This window comes from Tengunoibacter tsumagoiensis, from assembly GCF_003967535.1.
GTDB classification, from domain to species: Bacteria; Chloroflexota; Ktedonobacteria; order Ktedonobacterales; family Ktedonobacteraceae; genus Tengunoibacter; species Tengunoibacter tsumagoiensis.
Genome location: NZ_BIFR01000001.1, coordinates 607,279 through 627,582, shown reverse-complemented (window position 1 = coordinate 627,582; position 20,304 = coordinate 607,279). Strand labels below are relative to the sequence as shown.

15 protein-coding genes are annotated in these 20,304 nt (G+C 49.1%); 4 read left to right on the top strand and 11 right to left on the bottom strand.

Annotated features, from left to right (window positions below; all coding sequences use genetic code 11):
* Nucleotides 1-15: 15 nt before the first annotated feature.
* Nucleotides 16-1,284, bottom strand: coding sequence for a helix-turn-helix transcriptional regulator (locus tag EL628_RS02470; RefSeq protein WP_126578217.1), 1,269 nt, complete (start codon nt 1,282-1,284; stop codon nt 16-18).
* Nucleotides 1,285-1,506: 222 nt separating this feature from the next.
* On the opposite strand from EL628_RS02470, the gene EL628_RS02465 reads away from it, so the two are divergent.
* Together EL628_RS02465 and EL628_RS02460 are read left to right on the top strand one after the other, a co-directional pair.
* Nucleotides 1,507-1,767: a hypothetical protein gene (locus EL628_RS02465; protein WP_126578216.1), complete on the top strand. Its 261-nt coding sequence runs from the start codon at nt 1,507-1,509 to the stop codon at nt 1,765-1,767.
* Nucleotides 1,736-2,122, top strand: a complete 387-nt coding sequence (locus EL628_RS02460; protein WP_126578215.1) for a hypothetical protein — start codon at nt 1,736-1,738, stop codon at nt 2,120-2,122. Before EL628_RS02465 ends, EL628_RS02460 begins: the two co-directional genes overlap by 32 nt.
* A gap of 164 nt (nt 2,123-2,286) precedes the next feature.
* Here EL628_RS02460 and EL628_RS02455 read toward each other — a convergent pair whose 3' ends face one another.
* The 6 genes from EL628_RS02455 to EL628_RS02430 form a co-directional block, all read right to left on the bottom strand.
* Nucleotides 2,287-3,219, bottom strand: coding sequence for a hypothetical protein (locus EL628_RS02455; RefSeq protein ID WP_126578214.1), 933 nt, complete (start codon nt 3,217-3,219; stop codon nt 2,287-2,289).
* 2 nt (nt 3,220-3,221) lie between these two features.
* Complete coding sequence (locus EL628_RS02450; protein ID WP_126578213.1) at nt 3,222-3,533, bottom strand: 4Fe-4S dicluster domain-containing protein; 312 nt, start codon at nt 3,531-3,533, stop codon at nt 3,222-3,224.
* A 3-nt stretch (nt 3,534-3,536) separates the two neighbouring features.
* Nucleotides 3,537-5,324: an NAD(P)/FAD-dependent oxidoreductase gene (locus EL628_RS02445; protein ID WP_161975223.1), complete on the bottom strand. Its 1,788-nt coding sequence runs from the start codon at nt 5,322-5,324 to the stop codon at nt 3,537-3,539.
* A gap of 102 nt (nt 5,325-5,426) precedes the next feature.
* Nucleotides 5,427-5,789 (bottom strand): hypothetical protein, encoded by a 363-nt coding sequence (locus tag EL628_RS02440; RefSeq protein WP_126578211.1) that lies wholly within the window; start codon nt 5,787-5,789, stop codon nt 5,427-5,429.
* Between the two features lie 208 nt (nt 5,790-5,997).
* A complete protein-coding gene (locus EL628_RS02435; protein ID WP_126578210.1) occupies nt 5,998-6,654 on the bottom strand; it encodes a response regulator in 657 nt (218 codons plus the stop codon).
* A gap of 110 nt (nt 6,655-6,764) precedes the next feature.
* The gene (locus tag EL628_RS02430) at nt 6,765-7,895 is read right to left on the bottom strand and encodes a GAF domain-containing sensor histidine kinase (protein ID WP_161975222.1); all 1,131 of its coding nucleotides are present in this window, start codon (nt 7,893-7,895) and stop codon (nt 6,765-6,767) included.
* Nucleotides 7,896-8,111: 216 nt separating this feature from the next.
* On the opposite strand from EL628_RS02430, the gene cax reads away from it, so the two are divergent.
* Nucleotides 8,112-9,254, top strand: a complete 1,143-nt coding sequence (cax, locus tag EL628_RS02425) for a calcium/proton exchanger (RefSeq protein WP_126578208.1) — start codon at nt 8,112-8,114, stop codon at nt 9,252-9,254.
* Between the two features lie 869 nt (nt 9,255-10,123).
* On the opposite strand, the gene EL628_RS02420 is transcribed toward cax, so the two are convergent.
* Both EL628_RS02420 and EL628_RS02415 read right to left on the bottom strand, forming a co-directional pair.
* On the bottom strand, nt 10,124-11,149 hold the full coding sequence (locus EL628_RS02420) for an alpha/beta fold hydrolase (protein ID WP_126578207.1): 1,026 nt from the start codon (nt 11,147-11,149) through the stop codon (nt 10,124-10,126).
* Between the two features lie 392 nt (nt 11,150-11,541).
* The gene (locus EL628_RS02415) at nt 11,542-11,730 is read right to left on the bottom strand and encodes a hypothetical protein (RefSeq protein WP_126578206.1); all 189 of its coding nucleotides are present in this window, start codon (nt 11,728-11,730) and stop codon (nt 11,542-11,544) included.
* Nucleotides 11,731-12,019: 289 nt separating this feature from the next.
* On the opposite strand from EL628_RS02415, the gene EL628_RS02410 reads away from it, so the two are divergent.
* Entirely contained in the window at nt 12,020-13,987 is a 1,968-nt protein-coding gene (locus tag EL628_RS02410; RefSeq protein WP_126578205.1) for a S9 family peptidase, read from the top strand.
* Between the two features lie 78 nt (nt 13,988-14,065).
* On the opposite strand, the gene EL628_RS02405 is transcribed toward EL628_RS02410, so the two are convergent.
* Both EL628_RS02405 and EL628_RS02400 read right to left on the bottom strand, forming a co-directional pair.
* On the bottom strand, nt 14,066-15,226 hold the full coding sequence (locus EL628_RS02405; RefSeq protein WP_126578204.1) for a leucine-rich repeat domain-containing protein: 1,161 nt from the start codon (nt 15,224-15,226) through the stop codon (nt 14,066-14,068).
* 1,573 nt (nt 15,227-16,799) lie between these two features.
* The gene (locus EL628_RS02400) at nt 16,800-20,060 is read right to left on the bottom strand and encodes a carbohydrate-binding protein (RefSeq protein WP_126578203.1); all 3,261 of its coding nucleotides are present in this window, start codon (nt 20,058-20,060) and stop codon (nt 16,800-16,802) included.
* Nucleotides 20,061-20,304: the final 244 nt, after the last annotated feature.

The window sequence follows — 20,304 nt, the reverse complement described above, 5'->3', positions numbered from 1 at the left end:
AGAAATAGATTCGAGCTAGAATATGCCCAATTCTACCCCTAAGTTACGAATATAAGGATTTTTAGGGTCAACATTTTCTAGTGCATGGTAAAGTTGCTTAATTTGTTGCGCTCCATTTTTGGCGTTCATCGATCTAGCTATCTTGAGGGCTTTTTTTGCCGATTGAACGGAACCCTCAACATCGTTTTTAGCTTGACTATACTTTGCATCAGTCACATGAAAATTCACATGCCAGCTCAGCAAATCAGGGTCAAGCATTTTCCATGCTATTGTCATTTCATTCTGAGCATCTTCTAACAATTTATTTTGCTTTGTTGAGAAGGTTGGCATTTTTGCCTGTTTGTGATTGTTCTGGTAGAACTGAATCAGTGTTTTGGCTCTTTCATGATGAACAGCAGCAAGATTAAGCTTGAGAAAAGACCCATCCTCTTCAATTTTGTTGTTCTTGTACAGTGTGTTAAGTACTTTATCCTGCCATCCCCTGATGTGTTTTTGTATCTCCATATCTTCAGCAGACCATAGTGCTTCTACTTCTGCCGCAATAAGGTAAATATTTCCTTGAAGTGGGTTACGAACTCTCTTTGCACATTCAAGAGCTATTTTTGCATCTTCTCTAGCAAGCTTGTAGTTTTTTTGCTCCATATGGACGCGAATACGCCTAAAATGAGATGCGGCAATAAGCTCAACATCTTCAAGATTTCTTGCTATTTTGACTGCTTCTGATGAATCAGCCAGGGCTTTTGACAGATCTGTATTCTTTTGAGCAAAGCGCGTAGAAAGCTGGTAAAAGTTACACAGCATCCCTAGCCACGCTTCTCTATCTGTAGAAGGAGCATTCACAGCAATGTTTATTAGTTTTTGCAAACGTCTATTAACGCGGTAGGCGATATCAGCAGATCCCCCACTATACATACAAACCCAACCCATAGCTAAAACATCCTCATAATTGTAGAAAGAATCTTCTGCTATAAGTTCTGCCATACGTTCTTGAGAGTCGTTATATTCCTGAGCATTTTCATCTTCAACCACGCTATATAAAGTGAGCCCTAAAAGTACAGGAGGTATCTTCAGAAGCTTTTGTAGAAAGATGCGCCTTTCCATATCTGCAAGGTACATGTTTGTCTCCCAGTAGTTTACTGTCTGCTTATCTACTCCTGCAACGATAGCGAGCTCTTGTTGAGTGTCACACCCATATTTTTTACGGTATGCTGCGATCACCGACCCCATATGAGGTAAACCATACAGCCCCTGTGGAAAATCTCCATAACGCCCCCACCGACTCATACGCAAATAATACCTTTCGTAAGATGGGACTCTTAACCTACTTATATTGTACTACACATGTTAGACATTTGCTAATACTAATTTTAGGCCATCCTATAGGTCTAAAACTGTTACGTAATAGAAGAAGTTTCACCATGACAATCTTCTGTCACAAAGTTATTATATTGGTATCTAAAGCTTATTCATGCCCTGGATTTAGATAAAAGATGAAAGGGAGCATAGATGTCCATTAGTGATACACAGCGAATGAAAAAGAGTTTTGAGCGAGAGGCACAAGGTGCAAAAAATGGGCTCTACGGCCTGGCTATCGTCTCCAATCACGAAGCGATCACTGCCCGCATGGAACGTATGTATGATCGTTTACAGCAATTGAACCAGGCAGGAATGCAGGAAGAAGTTCGAGCCATTCTTCTCAATGATGACGTATGGGACGTGAAAGGAGAGCTGTTTGATGGACCAGGCACAGAAAGCGGTCATCATTAAGCCCTGGAACTCAGTGCACGCGATCATTGAACTACAGCTCCGCTTAGAACTATTCTCTGTCAAGAGCTATGAGGATCATTTGATCGCCCTGAGTGAACTACCACAACTCGTCATGAAACCCGATCTCATAGTGATTGACTTAACTGTTAAGAATCTACCCAGCATCGTTGCTGGAATTCAATCCTGTTGTCCAAATGTGCGGTTGATCGTCCTGGTGGATGAAAAAGAGACAAAATTAGCCGAAGACATACGCCGTCTACACAACACGCATGTCTTATTCAAGCCGTTTACTGTCAAAACTCTGCTAGATTTGGTGAGAGGAGATATTTATGTTGAGCCGACCGAAACGAATTGAAGAGGAAAAAGCATGGAAGAAGACTTTTTCAAAGAACGTAAACCAGAAGAAGGCGAGCCAGAAGATTTCAAATAACTGTCGAGTTTCTTTTTCAAGGGGCTCTAGCCACAGCCACAAGGACCAGGATAGACCTTTCTGGTAGCGGTTCCTGGAGAGATGAGCTATTAGTGCTGCATAAATGTCGGAAGTAAAAGCTGGGCTGCATATTCCAGATGCCAGAGGGTCAGACCTATGGTGAGGACCAGTAAGAGCACATGAAAGATGCGCCAGAAACGAATGATATAGCGATACACCTGTTCTCGTTGGAGTGCCTGCTCAACTATCTGAAGCTCATTCACCTGATCCTGCATGCCTGGTAGGAGGGCTCCAGGCTGAGCGAGTGCGCTCCGACGATCGGGCACAAAGCGGTAGCTCCCATTATTTCGCTGTACCTCTTGCGGCGTCTCCTCCAATGAGATATAGGCCAGATCCCAGGAACTTTGCAGAATGGAATCGCCACGTCGAACAGGAGCCTCGATAACCTGGCTATTCACTGAAGAGGCAGGTGCTTTAACGCTTTTGATATTCTGAGCATTGTACTCCACAATGGCCTGAAGCGTCTGTGAGATTGATTCTGCGCGATCATCGCCACGCATCGTCAACGCCTTGCTCGCCTCAATAGTGATCTGACGAGAGAGTACACGGTCCAGCAGACGACCGATAAAGCCACTCACAACAAGAGCAATCATGCCATAAAGAGCAAACGTTCCGCTTCGTGGATTGAAATTGCCAAACGAATGGAATGTAAGCACAACGAGAGCGATCGTCCCAAAGCTAATATGCCAGTAAAGTTCCTTATTCAGTTTACCAACCTCGCGCTTGCGAGAACGTTTATGCATCGTATAGCGTAGTGCAGCCATGCCCAGAAAGAAGGTCCCGGCGATGGCAAATGTGTAGCCTGCAAAACTGTCGGGGGCGAGATCTGTGCTCAGATGTGAATAGAGGATAAAAAAGACACTACTCACGAGCACCACAATGAGCGTAAAGAGAAAGCTTCTTCTCCAGTGAGGATTGAGATCAAACAGGTGGAGAGGATAGCCAAATTTCTGCTTATTCACGTCTAATCCCTTCTCTCACCTGTACGTAGGAGGCGCACTTTAAGCCAGAGCATCATCGCATCTCGATGCAGGCCAACCGGACAAGGAGATACACAGGCTCCGCACTGATAACATTCGCGGGCAAAGTGAGCGACGGATTCGGAGATCTCGCCACTGATCGTCTCCCGATTCAGCACATCAATAGTAATTGGTTCAGAGAGAGCTGGACAGGCCATCAAACATTCATTGCAGCCGATGCAGGCCTGAATTTCCTGTCGTACTTGAGGCCCGGGTTTATGGAGAATGGCAGGATTAGGTTTTAGTAGCTTCAACATCGTCTATCTTCTCCTCTTAAGAACATTCTCTGAAGCCTCGACAGGTATTTCGTCAGAGAAGGCCCACAATTTCTGTTTCCCTTCTGGAGCTCTCTCTCTACCCGTTGGGTTCTGTCGTGCATTGATCGCCTGTGCCAGATCCATTTTATTGTTCTGTGGTCGGAGGCTATAGCCCGGAGCCATCTGTTGTCGTCCTTGAGGTGGGGGCAGGTTGCCAGTAAAGGGCTGTGGTATCGGTTCTTTATTGGCAGGGAGCCCGGCCCTGGAGACAGTGGGAAGGTTTCCCGTAAAGGGGCTAATCTCTTCCTCATACAGCAAAGGTTCGGCCTGCCTGGTCAAAGACTCTCTCGGTAGTGTAGCCGGTTGAGGTTCAGCAAAAGGCTCAAGATGTGCAACGGGTGGGAGCGCCTCTGGCAGCCGACGCGTGGTCGTTGATCTTTCAATCTGTAGTGTGGATGCTCTTCCGGTAAGCATACCCTGCGCTGCATACGCATGCTGCTCAGAGAGATAGCGGCGTGCATCGAACTTCCCTTTTAAGAGGGGCTTGATAATCTTGCTGATCGAAATTTTCTCATCAATGATACGTTTAATCGCCAGGCTATCAGGTTGGGCTGTTCCCAACGACAGATAACCGACCAGACGATCATCTTGAATTGCCAGGCGTCGATAATTGCCCTGAGCAGTATCAGTCATCGTTACCGTCCCCTCATCCCGTTTGAGGGGCTCGCCCACGGTCAACATAGAGAGCTCGCCCAGGTGAGTGGCGTGCCACTGTACCCCAAAGGTTGTCTCAGTATGTTCGGCGGACCCTACCATCATTGCACCGGCCAGCCTGCCCTGTGAGACGGCTGCATACCATTGGGCCCGCGTCTCAAATGTATTTGTCTGTGGATTGCGCAATGCCGCAACATCGCCTGCCGCATAGATATCGCGGACGCTGGTCCGTAGCTTATCATCGACGAGAATGCCATTTTTGTTCAGCATCGGGACGCTGCACTTCTTTGCGAGGCTCATTGCAGGTCTGGTGCCAATACAGCCCGCGACCAGTTGACAGGGGATCATCTCCTGATGATTGGTAATCACACCCACCACTGCACCGACCCGGCCCACAATACCTGCGACCTCGGTCCCTGTATGGATAATTGCCCCGGCGCGTCGGAGGTTATTCAGAACCATCTCCGATGCTGTCTCATCGAGAGTTTTACCCATGATCGTGCTGCGAATCAGCAAGTGGACACGTTTGCCCCAGTAGAGAAAGCCCATCGCCGTCTCAATAGCATGGACGCCACCGCCAACCACTACAACCTCGCTCACCTCAGGGATGCGCCGACGTAGATCTAAATAATCCTGTAAGCGATGAAGCGTCATCACACCATCAAAGTCATGCCCGGGCGTCGACGATGGGATGCCAGAGGGAGAGCTCCCTGTCGCAATGAGCAGCGTTTCATAACCGAAGCTCCGATTTTCGTTGAGCGTAAGATATTTGCTCTGAGCATGAATCCCTTCAACATGCGCGTTCACGACATGGATTCGTTCGGCTCGTTCTGTCCCAGAAGGATACGCCAGGAGTTGTTCACGGGCAAGTTTGGCAATCGCAAATTGTTTTAACGCTGGTGTATTAATCGTAGGATGAATCTGATCAGTGATGATAACGATCCGTTTATCGGGAGCCAGGTGCCGGGCCTCGACCGCAGCAGTCAGGCCCGCAATGCCATTGCCTATAATGACAAGATCGGCTCTTTCGAGTTGAGATCGGCTGATACCTTTTGCTGGTGTCTGTTGATTTTGCATATATTTCATCCTACCAATACACGGCCTGATGTTCCAGGAGTTCGTTGTTAAGAAAGAGGACCGGTTGCACAATGCAGTCCAGTCGTGTGCTCATCTGTCTGGCTAATCCACATCAATTGCTTCCAGAATAGTATCCATGTGAATGTAATAAATATCCGTCCTGGCGTGCTCGTTGATGTGACGCTGGATATGGCCGAGCTGTAAGAGACAGCGTTGCTTACATTGAAATAGCTTCTGCTGGCCCGTAGCGGTCACAAGTACAAAGCTATGATCACTTTTTTGACGAAGAATGGTGCCGGATTCGTGTTCCACCATATGCATTGTGCCATCTACCGTATCCGTGATTGAGCTTCCATGCACCAGAAGTGGTCCTGTCGCATTGAGCACGCCAATAATGATTAAGGCGATAACTCCGATCAGGACAATGACCGTAATAGCGGCGCTCAGGCGTGGAAACTTCATCATGTGTTTCAGCCCTTCTCTCTTTTCTGTTCCCGTGAAATGAAAAGTGTTGGTCTATAATCCTGGATTATATCCACATCTTCTTATGGATTATTGTATATCAATATGTTTCGCTGGAAGCGCTATTCAAGCGAAATTAGCCCAAATTTCTTATGGCTCTGTTAAGGAAATATATGTGAAGAATGGGGCAATCCTCAACTTTTTTTCCTGCCTATAGGCTGATCAGGCCGCGTTGGGCCGCCAGCGCGACCGCTTCAGTGCGGTTGGTTGCTCCTAGCTTACTCATAATCGAGCTCACATGGAATTTTGCTGTTCGTTCGCTAATAATCAGGCGAACAGCAATTTCTTTATTGGGGGTACCCTGAGCCAGAAGACGGAGAACTTCTAGCTCGCGCTCTGTCAGCTCTTCAATGAGAGGAGAAGGGATGGAGGCTTTGTTAACGGGAGGAAGTGAGCCAGTCTGGCGCAGGAACTTTGAAGCAACGACTGGTTGCAGGAGCGAGCCACCCATGGCGGTGACACGGACCGCCTTAAAGATCTCTTCACGTGGTGCATCTTTGAGGAGATAGCCGTTGGCACCGGCCTGAATAGCATATAAGATGCGCTCATCGTCGTCAAAGGCCGTAAAGACGATAATAGCAGGATGCCTGGACGATTGATGAAGTCGGCGGATGGTCTCAACGCCATCGAGAACGGGCATCTCTAGATCGAGGAAGAGGAGATCTGGTTGAAGCTGGGCTGTGAGACGGAGGGCCTCTTCTCCATTGGCGCATTCTGCAACCACTTCAAAATCCGTCTGTGTCTCTAGCAGGGCCCGTAGCCCCTCACGAACGATGGGATGGTCATCAGCCAGCAGAATACGTACCATGATAGCAGCCTTTCTTATCATAAGTGAAAATAAGATAGTTAGTGAAGATAATAATTGTTCTAGAAATGCAGTATGTATGATCCTCTATGATCCTCTAAGAGGAGCTTTAATTACAGAGGGATTGAGACTTCAATACAGGTCCCTGTTCCAGGCTCGCTACGAATGCAGAGATTGCCCCCTAAGAGTTTGACGCGTTCATTGATGCCAGCCAGACCAAAGTGGCCGGTCTGAGTACTGGTAAACTGGGCCACCGAATCGGGGTCAAAGCCCTTGCCATTATCGCGAACCACCAGCGAGAGCCACTGATCCTCTAGATGTAGTCGTAGTTCGGCCTGCTGGGCCGAGGCATGTTTTCGCACGTTAGCGAGCGCCTCCTGGGCAATGCGATAGATCCCTGCCTCAATACGCGATGGTAAGGCGGGAAAAGAGGAGGGGCTAAAGTGATAGCTGACTGGCGTTGCCTCACCACGAGCCAGCGCTGCAAGGGCCTCAGGTAACGTATTCTCTTGCAAGGGAGCGGTGCGAAGGTCCATGACGGAGCGGCGGGCCTCTTCCAGGTTGTTGCGGGTCAGCAGTAGGGCTCGTTGTACAGCCTCACGCGCTCGTTCTGGCCGTCGTTCCACCAGGGCATCGGCGGTCTCCAACTGAAGTGCAATAGCTGCTAAACCTTGCGCCAGGGTATCATGAATCTCCCGCGCCAACCGATTGCGCTCCTCAATCGTAGCAAGATGGGTTGCAGCCGCTGTATGTTCGGCTGATAGTCGTGCTCGTTGTAGCGCAAGGCCAATCTGATCGCTAATAATATGGAGTAGCTGTAATTCATCTGGACGAAGTTCGCGCCAATCCTCGCTGGCAACATTAAGTACGCCCAGAAGCTCGGGATGGGCATAGATAGGGACACTGGCATGAAAGCGGAGGCCGAGAGCCGTTGGATCGCTGTCGCGTTCCGCATTTTTAAGACGAGAGCAGCGTAGTACATCTACATTGGCAGCAGGCTTTTTGGTTGAAACGCCGATGAATGTTTCAAGGCACTGACAGAGACCAGTCATGCGCTCAGGATGATCTGCCAGATAGGGTGGAAGGTTCTGCGAAGCAGCCACCAGAGGCTCACCGGCTGCATCGAAAAGCCAGACCCAACTGGTCTGTAGACCGAGCAGCTCGGTCACCTGCGCCAGCACTTCCTGGAGCGCCTCATGCACATCAACCTGACGATTAAGATAGCCTGCAATCGCGTAGAGCACTGCGAGCTCTCGATTCCCATGGAGAAGAGAGCCTGGCTGATCCGAATTATCCGCGTCTATAATTTCTTTCTCCCCTCTGAAAATCTCTACCTGGCCCCTCTTCATAAAAGCAGATGAAAAGCGCTGTATCAAAAGAATATGCAGGGAAGTATATCATTGTAAAGGGGATGATCGCAACCGCGTGTATGTTTATTCAGAAAAGGAAGGCATTATAGAGTGATAAACCGTTGGCTACTTGCGCTTCTGCTGGCCGTTCCTGCTACGTTTGTAGCGGAGATACTGCATGCATCGCCTGTGACCATCTTTGTGTTGGCGGCATTGGGTCTTATTCCATTGGCTGGTTTGATTGGGAGTGCTACGGAGGCACTGGCCGAACATTTTGGACATAACATAGGTGGCCTGCTCAATGCAACGTTTGGGAATGCTGCTGAAATTATTATTGGCCTGGCGGCGCTGACCGCGAATCAGCCGGAGGTTGTTCGTGCTTCGCTTGCTGGTTCGATTATTGGCAATGTGTTGCTTGTCCTGGGGATGTCGATGTTTCTAGGAGGTTGGCGGCATCGAAGGCAGAACTTTAGCGCACGCATTGCCAGTGAGTATGCGACCCTGCTGGGCCTGGCGGTTGTTGGGCTGACCATTCCTTCGCTGCTGGCAACGGTTGGTGAGGGCTCGCGTCCAGGTACCGCTGTTATTCAAGGGAGCGCTCTGCATCAGGTGAGCATTGGCATCTCGATTGTGCTCCTCTTCTGTTATACAGCCTATATTGCCTACTCGGTTTTTGGTCTGCGGGCAGCCCCTGTAGCTCCCTTAAGGGAGCCTGAACAGGTGCCTCTCTTGCCGATAGACCTTCCCGAGAGAACTTCCTCACATCTATTGATGCGCTTGTGGCGAACAACCCTCTGGCTGCCCTTGCTGATGTTGGCGGTGGCCACCGTCATCACCGCTCTACTGAGCGAGGTACTGGTGGGAACAATTGAGCCTCTTACCAGGCAAGTTGGCTTAAATCCTTTTTTTGTGGGCCTGATTATCCTGCCCATTGTTGGCAATGCGGCTGAACATAGCTCTGCTGTTACCTCGGCCATTAATGGGCAGATAGAGATCTCTCTCGCTATTACTGCGGGCTCTTCGATTCAGATTGCTCTCCTGGCCGCTCCATTATTGGTACTGGCCGGAACGATCATCGGCGTGCCATTGGATCTCAATTTCTCCTTATTAGAGGTCGCCCTGTTTGCGCTCCTGGCGGGATTGTATACTCTTATCTCTTTAGATGGTGAGTCGAACTGGCTTGAGGGCTTACTCCTGCTGGCTTTTTATATTATTCTGGCGGTAGGCACATTTGTTAATCCTCAATTTGTGTAATATTGTGCTCAATTTCAGGAACAAAACACTGTAAAGTAGGGCGTCTCTTTCCACAGTTGCCACTCCGCTCTGGTCACTCCGCCATGGCTCAACGGGAAACGGAACACGGAGAACAGATGCTATGGAGGGGCTACCATAGTGGAATGGGAAATTGAGGCAGGAGACAAGCGACCTGCCCTACTTGTCTTGTGATATGTTGCTCGATTTCAGGTATAAAAAATGTAAAGTAGGGAAAGTCGCTTGTCTCTTTCCACTGGTCCCCCTCCGCTGTGTGAGCCCCTCCATAACTCAACGTGAAACAGAACATGGGAAGGGATGCAATGGGGGGCTACCATGGTGGAGCTGGACGTTTAGGCAGGAGACAAGCGACCTGCCCTACTTGTCATATCTTGCTCGATTTCGGAGATAAACAACTTTAAGTAGGGAAAGCGCTTGTCTCTTTCCACTGTTGCCCACTCCGCTGTGTGAGCCCCACCATGGCTCAACGTGAAATGGAACATGGGGAAAGGACGTTATGGAGGGGCTGGCATAGCGGAGTGGCACGATTCGGAAGGAGACGCCCTACTTGTTATGTTATATTACACTCGAAAAAATATATAGAGCATGTAAAGTAGGGAAAGCGCTTGTCTCTTTCCACTGTTCCCACTCCGCTCTGTGAGCCCCGCCATGGCTCAACGTGAAACGGGAAACGGAACACGGGGAACAGATGCTATGGAGGGGCTACCATAGTGAATGGGAAATTTAGGCAGGAGACAAGCGACCTGCCCTACTTGTCTTGTGATATGTTGCTCGATTTCGGAGATGAACCAATGTAAAGTCGCTTGTCTCTTTCCTCTGTTCCCACCCCGCTGTGTGAGCCCCTCCATGGCTCAGTTTAGAAACAAGGTATTAAATGTAAGGCTCTCATCTGCAAAGGTCTCTTTTAAGGGATGGAGAAAAGCGAGCATGATATCAGCGAGCAGTTGAGGACGTTGTAATTGGATATCATGAGCCGTCTCCGCCATCCAATAGACAGAACAATGAGGGATGGCCCGAGCTACCTGTGCGGCCATCTGTCCCTTTGCGGCTGAAAATTCAGCTGCCTGCTCAAGATGTTCTGGTGGCTCCTCACCCGGGATTGGCTGGCTTGCTGCCGGGATTAACAGGACAGGGCATTGGAGCCGCGGATAATAAGAGACAGCTCGATCGTCCCATAAAGATGAGCGAATCTGTCGTTGATGCTCTGCCTGGAGCAGATTAACGAGCCGACCATCAGAGAGTAGCGTAACATACGTCATTACGATCTCCTCAATCATGGGCGACCAGATCGGATCTAACTCATTTTGCCACTCCTGAAGGTAACGCGCCCGTGATACATAGATCTCAGGCTCCATCTGCTCACGAATGAAGCGTTCCCGGGTCATGCCTGGCCAATGTCGAGGCTCGACATGGGGACAATCAATCAGAATTAAATGGCTGATCAGAGCCTGATGCCGGGATGCAATGACGAGTGCTACGCGGGCACCCCAGCCATGTCCCACCAGCGCAACCTGACCCAGCCCCAGCCGCGCCATTCCAGAGATAACATCCTCTGCTACGGTAATCAGATCATATCCATCTGCACTCTGTTCGCTAGCTCCATGTCCACGGAGGTCAAATGCAAATACCTGGCGCTGCTGACCAAGATGATTCGCCACCAGTCGCCACGTATCAGCAGTTGCGCCCAATCCATGTAACAGGATCAGCGGAACAGCATCATTGTCATTGCTCTGCTCATTTATAGCACTGAGTGTTTCAACATTATCAGGCTTCCATTGTTCTTCCGCTTGAGCAACGGATGAAGCTACCGGATTCCACTCCAGATAATGTAAGCGTACGGCGTCTGTAGCAACAAAAGAGCTACGGGGCTCAAGCATCTTTGTACTCCCTTCCTGTTTGATAGTTTTTCTTCATAATGGTTTAAGAAAGAACTAAAAAGAGTTGTGATACACAAAAACTACTGCGGCATGGCAGCAGAAGAGCATACAGTGGAGACCTGGGCAAGAGTACAACGAAGTAAGGATGAGGAACAGGCATGTGAGGTAATTGGCAAAACGCTACTCCTTGCCAGGTAATAAATGGTACACATACAAGGATAATAGGCAATGATCAACTTGTCAATTGTTGTAACTTACCATGGAGAAGTATTTGGAAAACCCAATACCAACGCTAATAGTATATGTGATATGCGTGCAAAAAAATCTCCGTCGCGCATCAGTGGGGGCTTAGCGCGATTGAGTGCATTTGTCTGAGCATTTAAATGCAGGTGTTAGCAGTTATGGGCCTCATCTAATGGATCACGTGGGTCAAAGGAGTATTGTTTCTCCAATTCTTCATCACCTGGATAATCAGGATCGAGCGGTGTAATCATCAGCCAGTAGCGTCTTTGCAAACGGTATAAAAAGCTTTTTTGCTCCTCATTATTCTCTAGAGGAGGTGTCTGCTGATCTGAACTCATTTTCAATTCTCACTTTTCATATACCTGACTCTACTAAAAGTATACGCGCAATCAATAGCCCTTTTTTATGTAGACTGAAACTTCATTGCTGTGCCTTCCTCCCATCCTGTTTGAGGCATGAGCGTCAGGCCTGAGAGTGATATAATTGGGAGGATATCCAATAGGGTGCCAGCCCGATCTCCAGAGACACTGCCATTATCCACTTCTGTTCTTGGACGTGATGAGGGCTTTTATCGGAGTTGCAGGCTCACTCTCTTCTCTCAATATGGAAAGGGAATAGAAAGATACTATGTTAAGTTTACCGTCTGATCAGACAACACCACATCCACAGATAGCCCCTTATGGTGCCTGGCGTTCGCCGGTGACCACTGACCTGATTGTGTCCGATTTTATTCGCCTTACCATGACGGCTGTCGAGGGAGAAGAGAGCTACTGGATAGAGGGGCGGCCATCAGAAGGAGGGCGCTATGTGATTATGCATCGTGCACCTGATGGTACGATCGCAACGCTGACCCCGGATGGCTTCAATGTGCGTACGCGTGTTCATGAGTATGGGGGTGGGGATTTCGCAGTTCATAATGGGATACTCTATTTTGCCAATTATAGCGATCAGCGACTGTATCGCCAGGTTCCTGGTGAGGAGCCCGTGGCAATCACGCCCGAGACTCCTGCCCTGCTGCGCTATGCGAGCCTGGTCTTTGATCCACTGCGCAATCGACTGCTCTGTGTTTGTGAAGACCATCGCGATAGTGAGCGCGAGGCCATCAATACCCTGGTCAGTATCGCACTGGATGGACAGGGAGATGACGTTATTACCACGCTGCAAGCGGGCAATGATTTTTATTCTTCCCCTGCCCTGAGTCCTGATGGACAGCATCTGGCCTGGTTAACCTGGAATCATCCTAATATGCCCTGGGATGGCTGTGAGCTATGGAGCGCCGATTTTGATGCGCAGGGAGCTTTGCAGGACTGCCAGCAGATTGCGGGCGGCCCACAGGAATCCATCTTTCAGCCCCAGTGGTCTCCTGACGGGGTGCTGTATTTTGTCTCTGATCGTACAGGTTGGTGGAATCTCTACCGCTACCGGGATGGAAATGTTGAACCTTTTGTGCAGATGGAGGCCGAATTTGGTTTTCCACAATGGCTCTTTCATATGTCCAGCTATGCGTTTGTCTCGGCAGAGCGTATTATTTGTCGGTATAGTGATGCTCAGGGGACGCATCTGGCCGATGTTGAGACAGATACGGGCTCATTGACCTCAATCCAGCTTCCCTATACTGCTATCACCGAAGTGCGTGCGAATGCCCAACAGATTCTGTTGATGGCAGCCTCATCTACGGTCGTCAAGGAACTTGTACGTATCGATACAGCGACCCATCACTTTGAGGTCCTGCGTCGATCGTTCCCTCTGACCTTTGACCGGGCTTATATCTCCGAGGCCCAACCGATTGAGTTTCCGACCGAGCGTGGCTTGACCGCCTACGCATATTATTATGCCCCCCAGAATCCGGAATTTGCTGCTCCCGAGGGCGAACTTCCCCCTTTGCTGGTGATCAGTCATGGAGGCCCAACCGGTGCCTCCCCTACTTCGTTAGTCCTGGATGTGCAGTATTGGACGAGCCGGGGTTTTGGTGTTCTGGATGTTAACTATGGCGGTAGCTCTGGTTATGGTCGTGCCTATCGTGAGCGGCTAAAAGGTCAATGGGGAATTGTTGATGTGGATGATTGCACCAATGGAGCTCTCTATCTTGTGAATCAGGGCCTTGTGGATAGTAAACGGATGGCAATTCGGGGTGCGAGTGCGGGTGGATATACGACGCTGTGCGCACTGACTTTCCGCACTATCTTTCGGGCTGGGGCAAGCCATTTTGGTGTCAGTGATCTCAACTTATTGAAGGATACCCATAAGTTTGAGTCACGTTATCTTGATGGTCTGGTTGGACCTTTCCCTGAGTATAAGGAAATCTATTATCAACGCTCGGCCATCAACTTTACTGATCAGCTCTCCTGTCCAGTCATCTTTTTCCAGGGTCTGGAGGACGAGGTCGTGCCGCCTAATCAGGCTGAAACGATGGTGGCCGCCCTGCGTGCCAAGAAATTGCCCGTTGCCTATCTGGCCTTTGAAGGCGAGCAGCATGGTTTCCGTCAGGGCAAAAATATTAAACGTTCTATGGAAGCTGAGCTCTACTTCTATTCGCGGGTCTTTCACTTTACTCCCGCCGACGAGATCGAGCCAGTAGAGATCGAGAACCTTTAGCCCGATCGATAGGGGCTCTCCAAAGTCCTGACCCATCGCGGATCGAGAAAACCATAGCTGGCCATGGGGTTAACTCCATCAGATCTCATGGGGACTTTTTGACGCATTAAGGATATGCAGCCAGTTATTGGCCGCTGGCAGCCAGCGGACTGGCTCACTATCCTTAATACCTTTCAGCAGGCTTGAGTAATAGACAACCTGGACTCCAGTTAGATGAGCCAGTGAGAGAAGGGCCTCATAGCGGAGCTGTGTATGCTCATCATAGAGGAGCATCTGTAATGTCTCTATCGCCTGAGGGTCAGCAAAATACTTAAGCGCTTTTACCGCTTCAATTCTTTCTGCGAGATCATCCCATTGGCTGGCCCCTTTGCACAGCGCCGTCAACGTCAGGGGATAGCGTTCGAGTTGCCACAGGACGATTGCCACGACAAAAAAACTTCCCTTTGTTGGCCCATGCAGTAAGCTACTCTTTAAGGCCTCGATCGTCCGGGTAGATTGCAAGGCACCCAGAGCCAGCAAAAGATGATATTCTTTATTTCCCCACAGAAATAAGGTATAGAGAGCCTCTTCCGCCAGCGTACGCTCTGCCACCGAAAGACTTTGTAGCCTGCTCTGTAGCATGTGATCACAACGCCTGGGCCAGCGTTGAAAAAGTGCCTCCAGACATTCAGCGAATGGTTGTGACTTCATCATCTGGACACTCAACTGGCGACGAAGCGGAATGGGCAACCTTTTCAAGACTCGTGGGAGCATACCTCTGATCTCGACCATCTGATTAACTGGTTCAAGTTTCCGCTTGAGCTGACTGTTGGAGATATTGAGCACCTGAAGCATGGGGAGTTGGGCCAGCGGTGCGAGCGATGTAATGTGTGTACAGCCAGCAAGATTCAGTCGGGTCAGTTGTTGAAGAGAAGTTAGAGGGGTGAGATCTGTGAGCGACCGACAATTGGTGAGATCGAGCGTGGTCAGTTTTGTGAGCTGACTGAGAGGCGAAAGATCAGTCAGGTTTATGCAGCCCTTCAGAATGAGCGTTGTGATCTGCTGCAATTCAGTCAGTGCCGTCAGATCTGCCATCTGTCTGCACCCTGACAAATTGATCTCAGTTAATTCAGAAAGCGTACGAAGAGGAGATAGATCAGTCAGGGTCCGGCTACCAGCCAGATTCAGTTTGTGGACATGAGGAAGAAAGCTTACAGTGTGTGGATCGGTTAGCACAATAGGGCGGATGAGGTCTGCCATCGTTCTCACTTTTTATGATGTAACGTGCAAAATTCTTTGCAAAATTCTTTGAGTATATAGATAAAGTATAATATCTATTCTTGTGATAAGCAATATGAAGGAAGCAATCAATATATGATGACAGAGAGGGATCTCTTTCCACAGGTCCATCTCCACAATGATTGATTGTCTTGTGATATCATGCTCTATTTCAGATATAAAACAATGTAAAGTAGGGAAAGTAGCTTGTCTCTTTCCACAGGTCCCACTCCGCTGTGTGGGCCCCTCCATAGTTCAATGGGAAACAGAACATGGGAATAGAAGCTATGGATGGGCTACCAGAGTGGAATGGGACGTTTTGGCAGGAGACAAGCGACCTGCCCTACTTGACATTCTATCTCATGCACAAAAAACATATTATGCAATGTCAAGTAGGGAAAGTAGCTTGTCTCTTTCCACAGTTGCCACTCCGCTGTGTGAGCCCATCCATAGCTCAGTGGGAAAACAGGAAACGGGAACAGAAGCTATAGATGGGCGACCAGAGTGGAGTGGCACGTTTCGGCAGGAGACAAGCGACCTGCCCTACTTGTCTTGTAATGTCATGATCTATTTTGCATATAAAACAATGTCAAGTAGGTAAAGTAGCTTGTCTCTTTCCACAGGTCCCACTCCGCTCTGTTCGCCCCTCCATGGTTCAACGTGAAACAGAACATGGGAACAGAAGCTATGGATGGGCTACCAGAGTGGAATGGGACGTTTTGGCAGGAGACAAGCGACCTGCCCTACTTGACATTCTATCTCATGCACAAAAAACATATTATGCAATGTCAAGTAGGGAAAGTAGCTTGTCTCTTTCCACAGTTGCCACTCCGCTGTGTGAGCCTATCCATAGCTCAACGTGAAACAGAACATGGGAACAGAAGCTATGGATGGGCGACCAGAGTGGAGTGGCACGTTTCGGCAGGAGACAAGCGACCTGCCCTACTTGCCTTGTAAGGTCATAATATATTTTGCGTATAAAACAATGTCAAGTAGGGAAAGTAGCTTGTCTCTTTCCACAGGTCCCACTCCGCTGTGTGAGCCTATCCATAGCTCAGTGGGAAAACAGGAAACGGGAACAGAAGCTATGGAGGGGCGACCAGAGCGGAGTGGCACGTTTCGGCAGGAGACAAGCGACCTGCCCTACTTGACATTCTATCTCATGCACAAAAAACATATTATGCAATGTCAAGTCGGGAAAGTAGCTTGTCTCTTTCCACAGGTCCCACTCCGCTGTGTGAGCCTATCCATAGCTCAACGTGAAACAGAACATGGGAACAGAAGCTATGGATGGGCGACCAGAGTGGAGTGGCACGTTTCGGCAGGAGACAAGCGACCTGCCCTACTTGACATTCTATCTCATGCACAAAAAACATATTATGCAATGTCAAGTAGGGAAAGTAGCTTGTCTCTTTCCACAGGTCCCACTCCGCTGTGTGAGCCCATCCATGGTTTAATGAGAAACGGAACATGGGAACAGAATCTATGGAGGATAGAATGAGGCCCGGATCAGGGAATTTCCTGATCCGGGCCTTGCTATGGACGCACTACATATCTACTTATAATAACAGGCCTTCACCGTTCCCACGATCGGATCGGTAAAAGTGCTGTTATTACAGGCAGTGTTGCTGCTTTCCGTCTTATAGATGAACTTTCCGTTGGCTCCATAGGCCACGGAGACGGTTCCCGTGACGGCACAGGTTCCATTCTCGTCGGCACATTTGGTCCAACTGGTTGGAGGAATAGGAGCGACATCGCATGTCTTCTTCGTCCCATTGATGGGATCACCAAAGGCACCATTGTTACATTTAATGCTATTGGTCGCTGTCTGGTAATTGTAGTGCCCATTGGCTCCATAGCGGACCACCTGTGTACCACTAAAGGTGCAGGTGCCCCCCTCTTTGGCACACGCAGTCCAGCCTGTTGGAACAGGCGTTGGGCTTGGTGTCGCCGTTGGACTTGGTGTAGGTGTAGGAGTAGGAGTCGATGTTGGACTTGGCGTTGGCGTAGGAGTAGGAGTCGATGTCGGAATCGGAGTTGGCGTAGGCGTTGGAGTAGAAGTTGGCGTTGGGGTTGGGGTTGAACCACTACCGCCAGTGCCGCTACCAGTCCAGGCTGTGCCATTGACCGAGACATTATCAAAGGTTGCCGAAGCCAGAGTCCCATCATTATGAGAGGTCAGGGCCAATCCTACATAGACCGTTGAACCCATCACAATAGTATCTGAACCCATCAGAGTCCAGTTACTTCCATCTGTAGAGCCATAGCCAGTAAATGTGTCACCAGTGCGCACCAATTTCACCCAGTAAGGGACATTGGCGAAGACCGATGGTGGGTGATTAGTATTGCCATTATCCGTGAGGCGATCCTCAAAGTAGGTCGAAGGCTCATTAGAGAACAGAGAGGCCGCATTAGCAGCGGTGCCATCGAGCGACTTACGGATCATCACACCAGCTTTAGCATATGCAGAAGAGTGGCTCAAAGAAGTTACACGAGCAATAATGGTGGTATCTCCAGTAACAGGCTCGTAGACATAATGGAAGGCATCAATATTATTCCAGATATCATAGCCGGAAGCATTGATGGTAAAGGTTCCATTATCGGTATTGACTGAACCAGGCAGAGCGGGTCCGCCAATATCCAGATCCTGGAGGTATGAAGGAACACCATTAGGGGCTGGCCGGGTTGCAGGAGTACCTGAGACCGAAGAAGGTTGTACGTAGAGTGCATCCACATTCCCCGCTGTCCCATTCGAGGCATTGGCAGAAGGGCGTAAGAACAGACTATGCAAGCCAGAGGATAAGGTCACAGTTCCAGCAGAGACTACCTGATAGCTACTCTTGCTACCAGTATTGGGAACCGCTACCGTTGTCAACAGTTCACTATCGGCATAGACATTGATCTTACCACCATCAGCATCATTGGCGACGCTCAAGTAGACCTGATAGGTATCCGAGTTCCCAATGCGGATCAGATAAGAGACATTCTGTCCCACATCCGACTTGGCTCCATCGTATCCGCTAATAGTAAGATCGTAGGCCGTACCAGGAATCGTCGTTGTACCACTGGCTGAGATAGCCGTTCCCAATGTAACAGAAGGGAGACTATAGTCTGAAGCGTTAATCTGTGCCGCACCCTTTACTAAAGGATACGTATTGGCGATCGTGAAATCATCCCACTGACCAAACGTTCCAGCGGTATAGTTCTCACCACCAGCCTGAACAAAATCGTTGAAAGATGTCAGAAGAGCCTGCTGAGCACGAGGATCGACGCGACCAGCATCGCCAACAGACCCGCTAATGCCCCAGCTTCCCTCATAGGACATAAAGTGCAGCCCATAAGAGCGAGCCCAGGTTCCCTCATTACTTACCATGCTTTGATAGCTGGATTGAGGAACACCAGAGGCAAACAGGCTATCAACGCTCGTTGCACCATCATTATTACTATTGAAGTAGACAGCTCCGCCGCCGCCCCAGAAGTAATAGTTCACTGGATGAGGATTAGCAACATGTTGAATGCCATCGGCATTGTTGTAATAATCATTGATGAACTCAAGTTCATCCTGGGCCGTATTATTCAGGTTGTTATACTGCCAGTACAGCAGTGGACGCACGCGTGAGCCCATTGATGCATCGCCGAAAACGCTGCGGAAGATGTTACTGACATTGAGTGATCGATTGGCATAGTTGCGATGCCAGATGAGATTGCCATCGGTATTGCCATCAAAGATAAGAGGGGAATTTGGATTGTTGGCAATCTCCTGTTGAGCTCCAATGGGGCCATCATAGAGATCATGCGCCTGATCAAATGAGAAGTTCCATGCCTCGTTGGTATACTCAACATACAGCTTGAGAGAGGGCTTTAAGGGAGCCCAGACAGGATTTGCCTGTGGACTGGTATAGGGATTGACGCCATCACTACCGTACAGAAGCAACTGTGCCAGTTTGGTGATATAGTCATTATTTGCACGATCGGGGACAACAATATACAGATCCTTATTATTGTCGTTCGCAATCTTGACCATATACTCAAAGGCCATCTGATTGCCTTCAAAGCCATTTTCACCTGGGAGCATCTTATGCTGTGTTGCATAATCAACTGTTGTGCGATCCGACCAGGTCGTCGACTTGTTCCAGTTGGTTCCAAACATAAAGCGAATGTACGTGTAAGGAGCAACGGCCTGAGCCACATAAGGGGTAAAGATGACAGAAGGATCGTACGACGTAGTTGAACCCTCTGAGACTGGCTTAAAAAACTTCAGGCCAGTGATACCTGTATTGGTGGCGCTGCTGGCTGTTCGCTTTGTGTTGTTGAAGTACAGGTAGAAATTGATATTGTCGGCTGTCGTTACCACCATCGTGACCGTCGTCGTGTTTGTGGCTGCATTGTACTGCTGATTGGAGAAAGTCGCATAGCCGAGTGAGACGGAGAGATCAGCCTGTCCATTGAAGATAACCTGGTAGGTGCCATCAGTGCGGCTCTGACCCTGCCATAAGTAGAACTGAAAATCAGCCGTAGGCCAGCCATTGCTATCAACCGCGACAAGGGTATGACCATCAGTGCTTAACAGGTCGCCAGAGGTTTTCATCGCATCTGTGAAACTACCTGGATCGGGTTCACCCAGGTTGATACCAATTGCAGGCCGTTGCGAAGGGGTCTCGGCATGCGCAACCCCATTTGTCAATAGCTGAAACGAAAAAGATGCGAGCACTACACTTAACAACAAGAAGAGTGAACCAAATGAGAGGGATGTACGGATCATCCGTTTCTTTGACCAGTTACTGCGCAGTAACGGCCTTTTGAACCCATGTACCATGTATGCGTTACTCCTTTGGAATAAAACCGCGTGACTTCAACAATGAAATCGGTACGACATGACATCCTGTCATGCGCTTATCGCTAGCTCGCCTCAAATTGTCAAGAGGACGACGCAAGCCTGAAAATGGCAGCGAGTGGTTATGTATCCTCCTTTTTAAAGGGGCACTACATAACTATACTGGTGTATAATTATACTGTATAGTTGACCACCCTTTATAGGATACATTGCTCTATTGACTCTG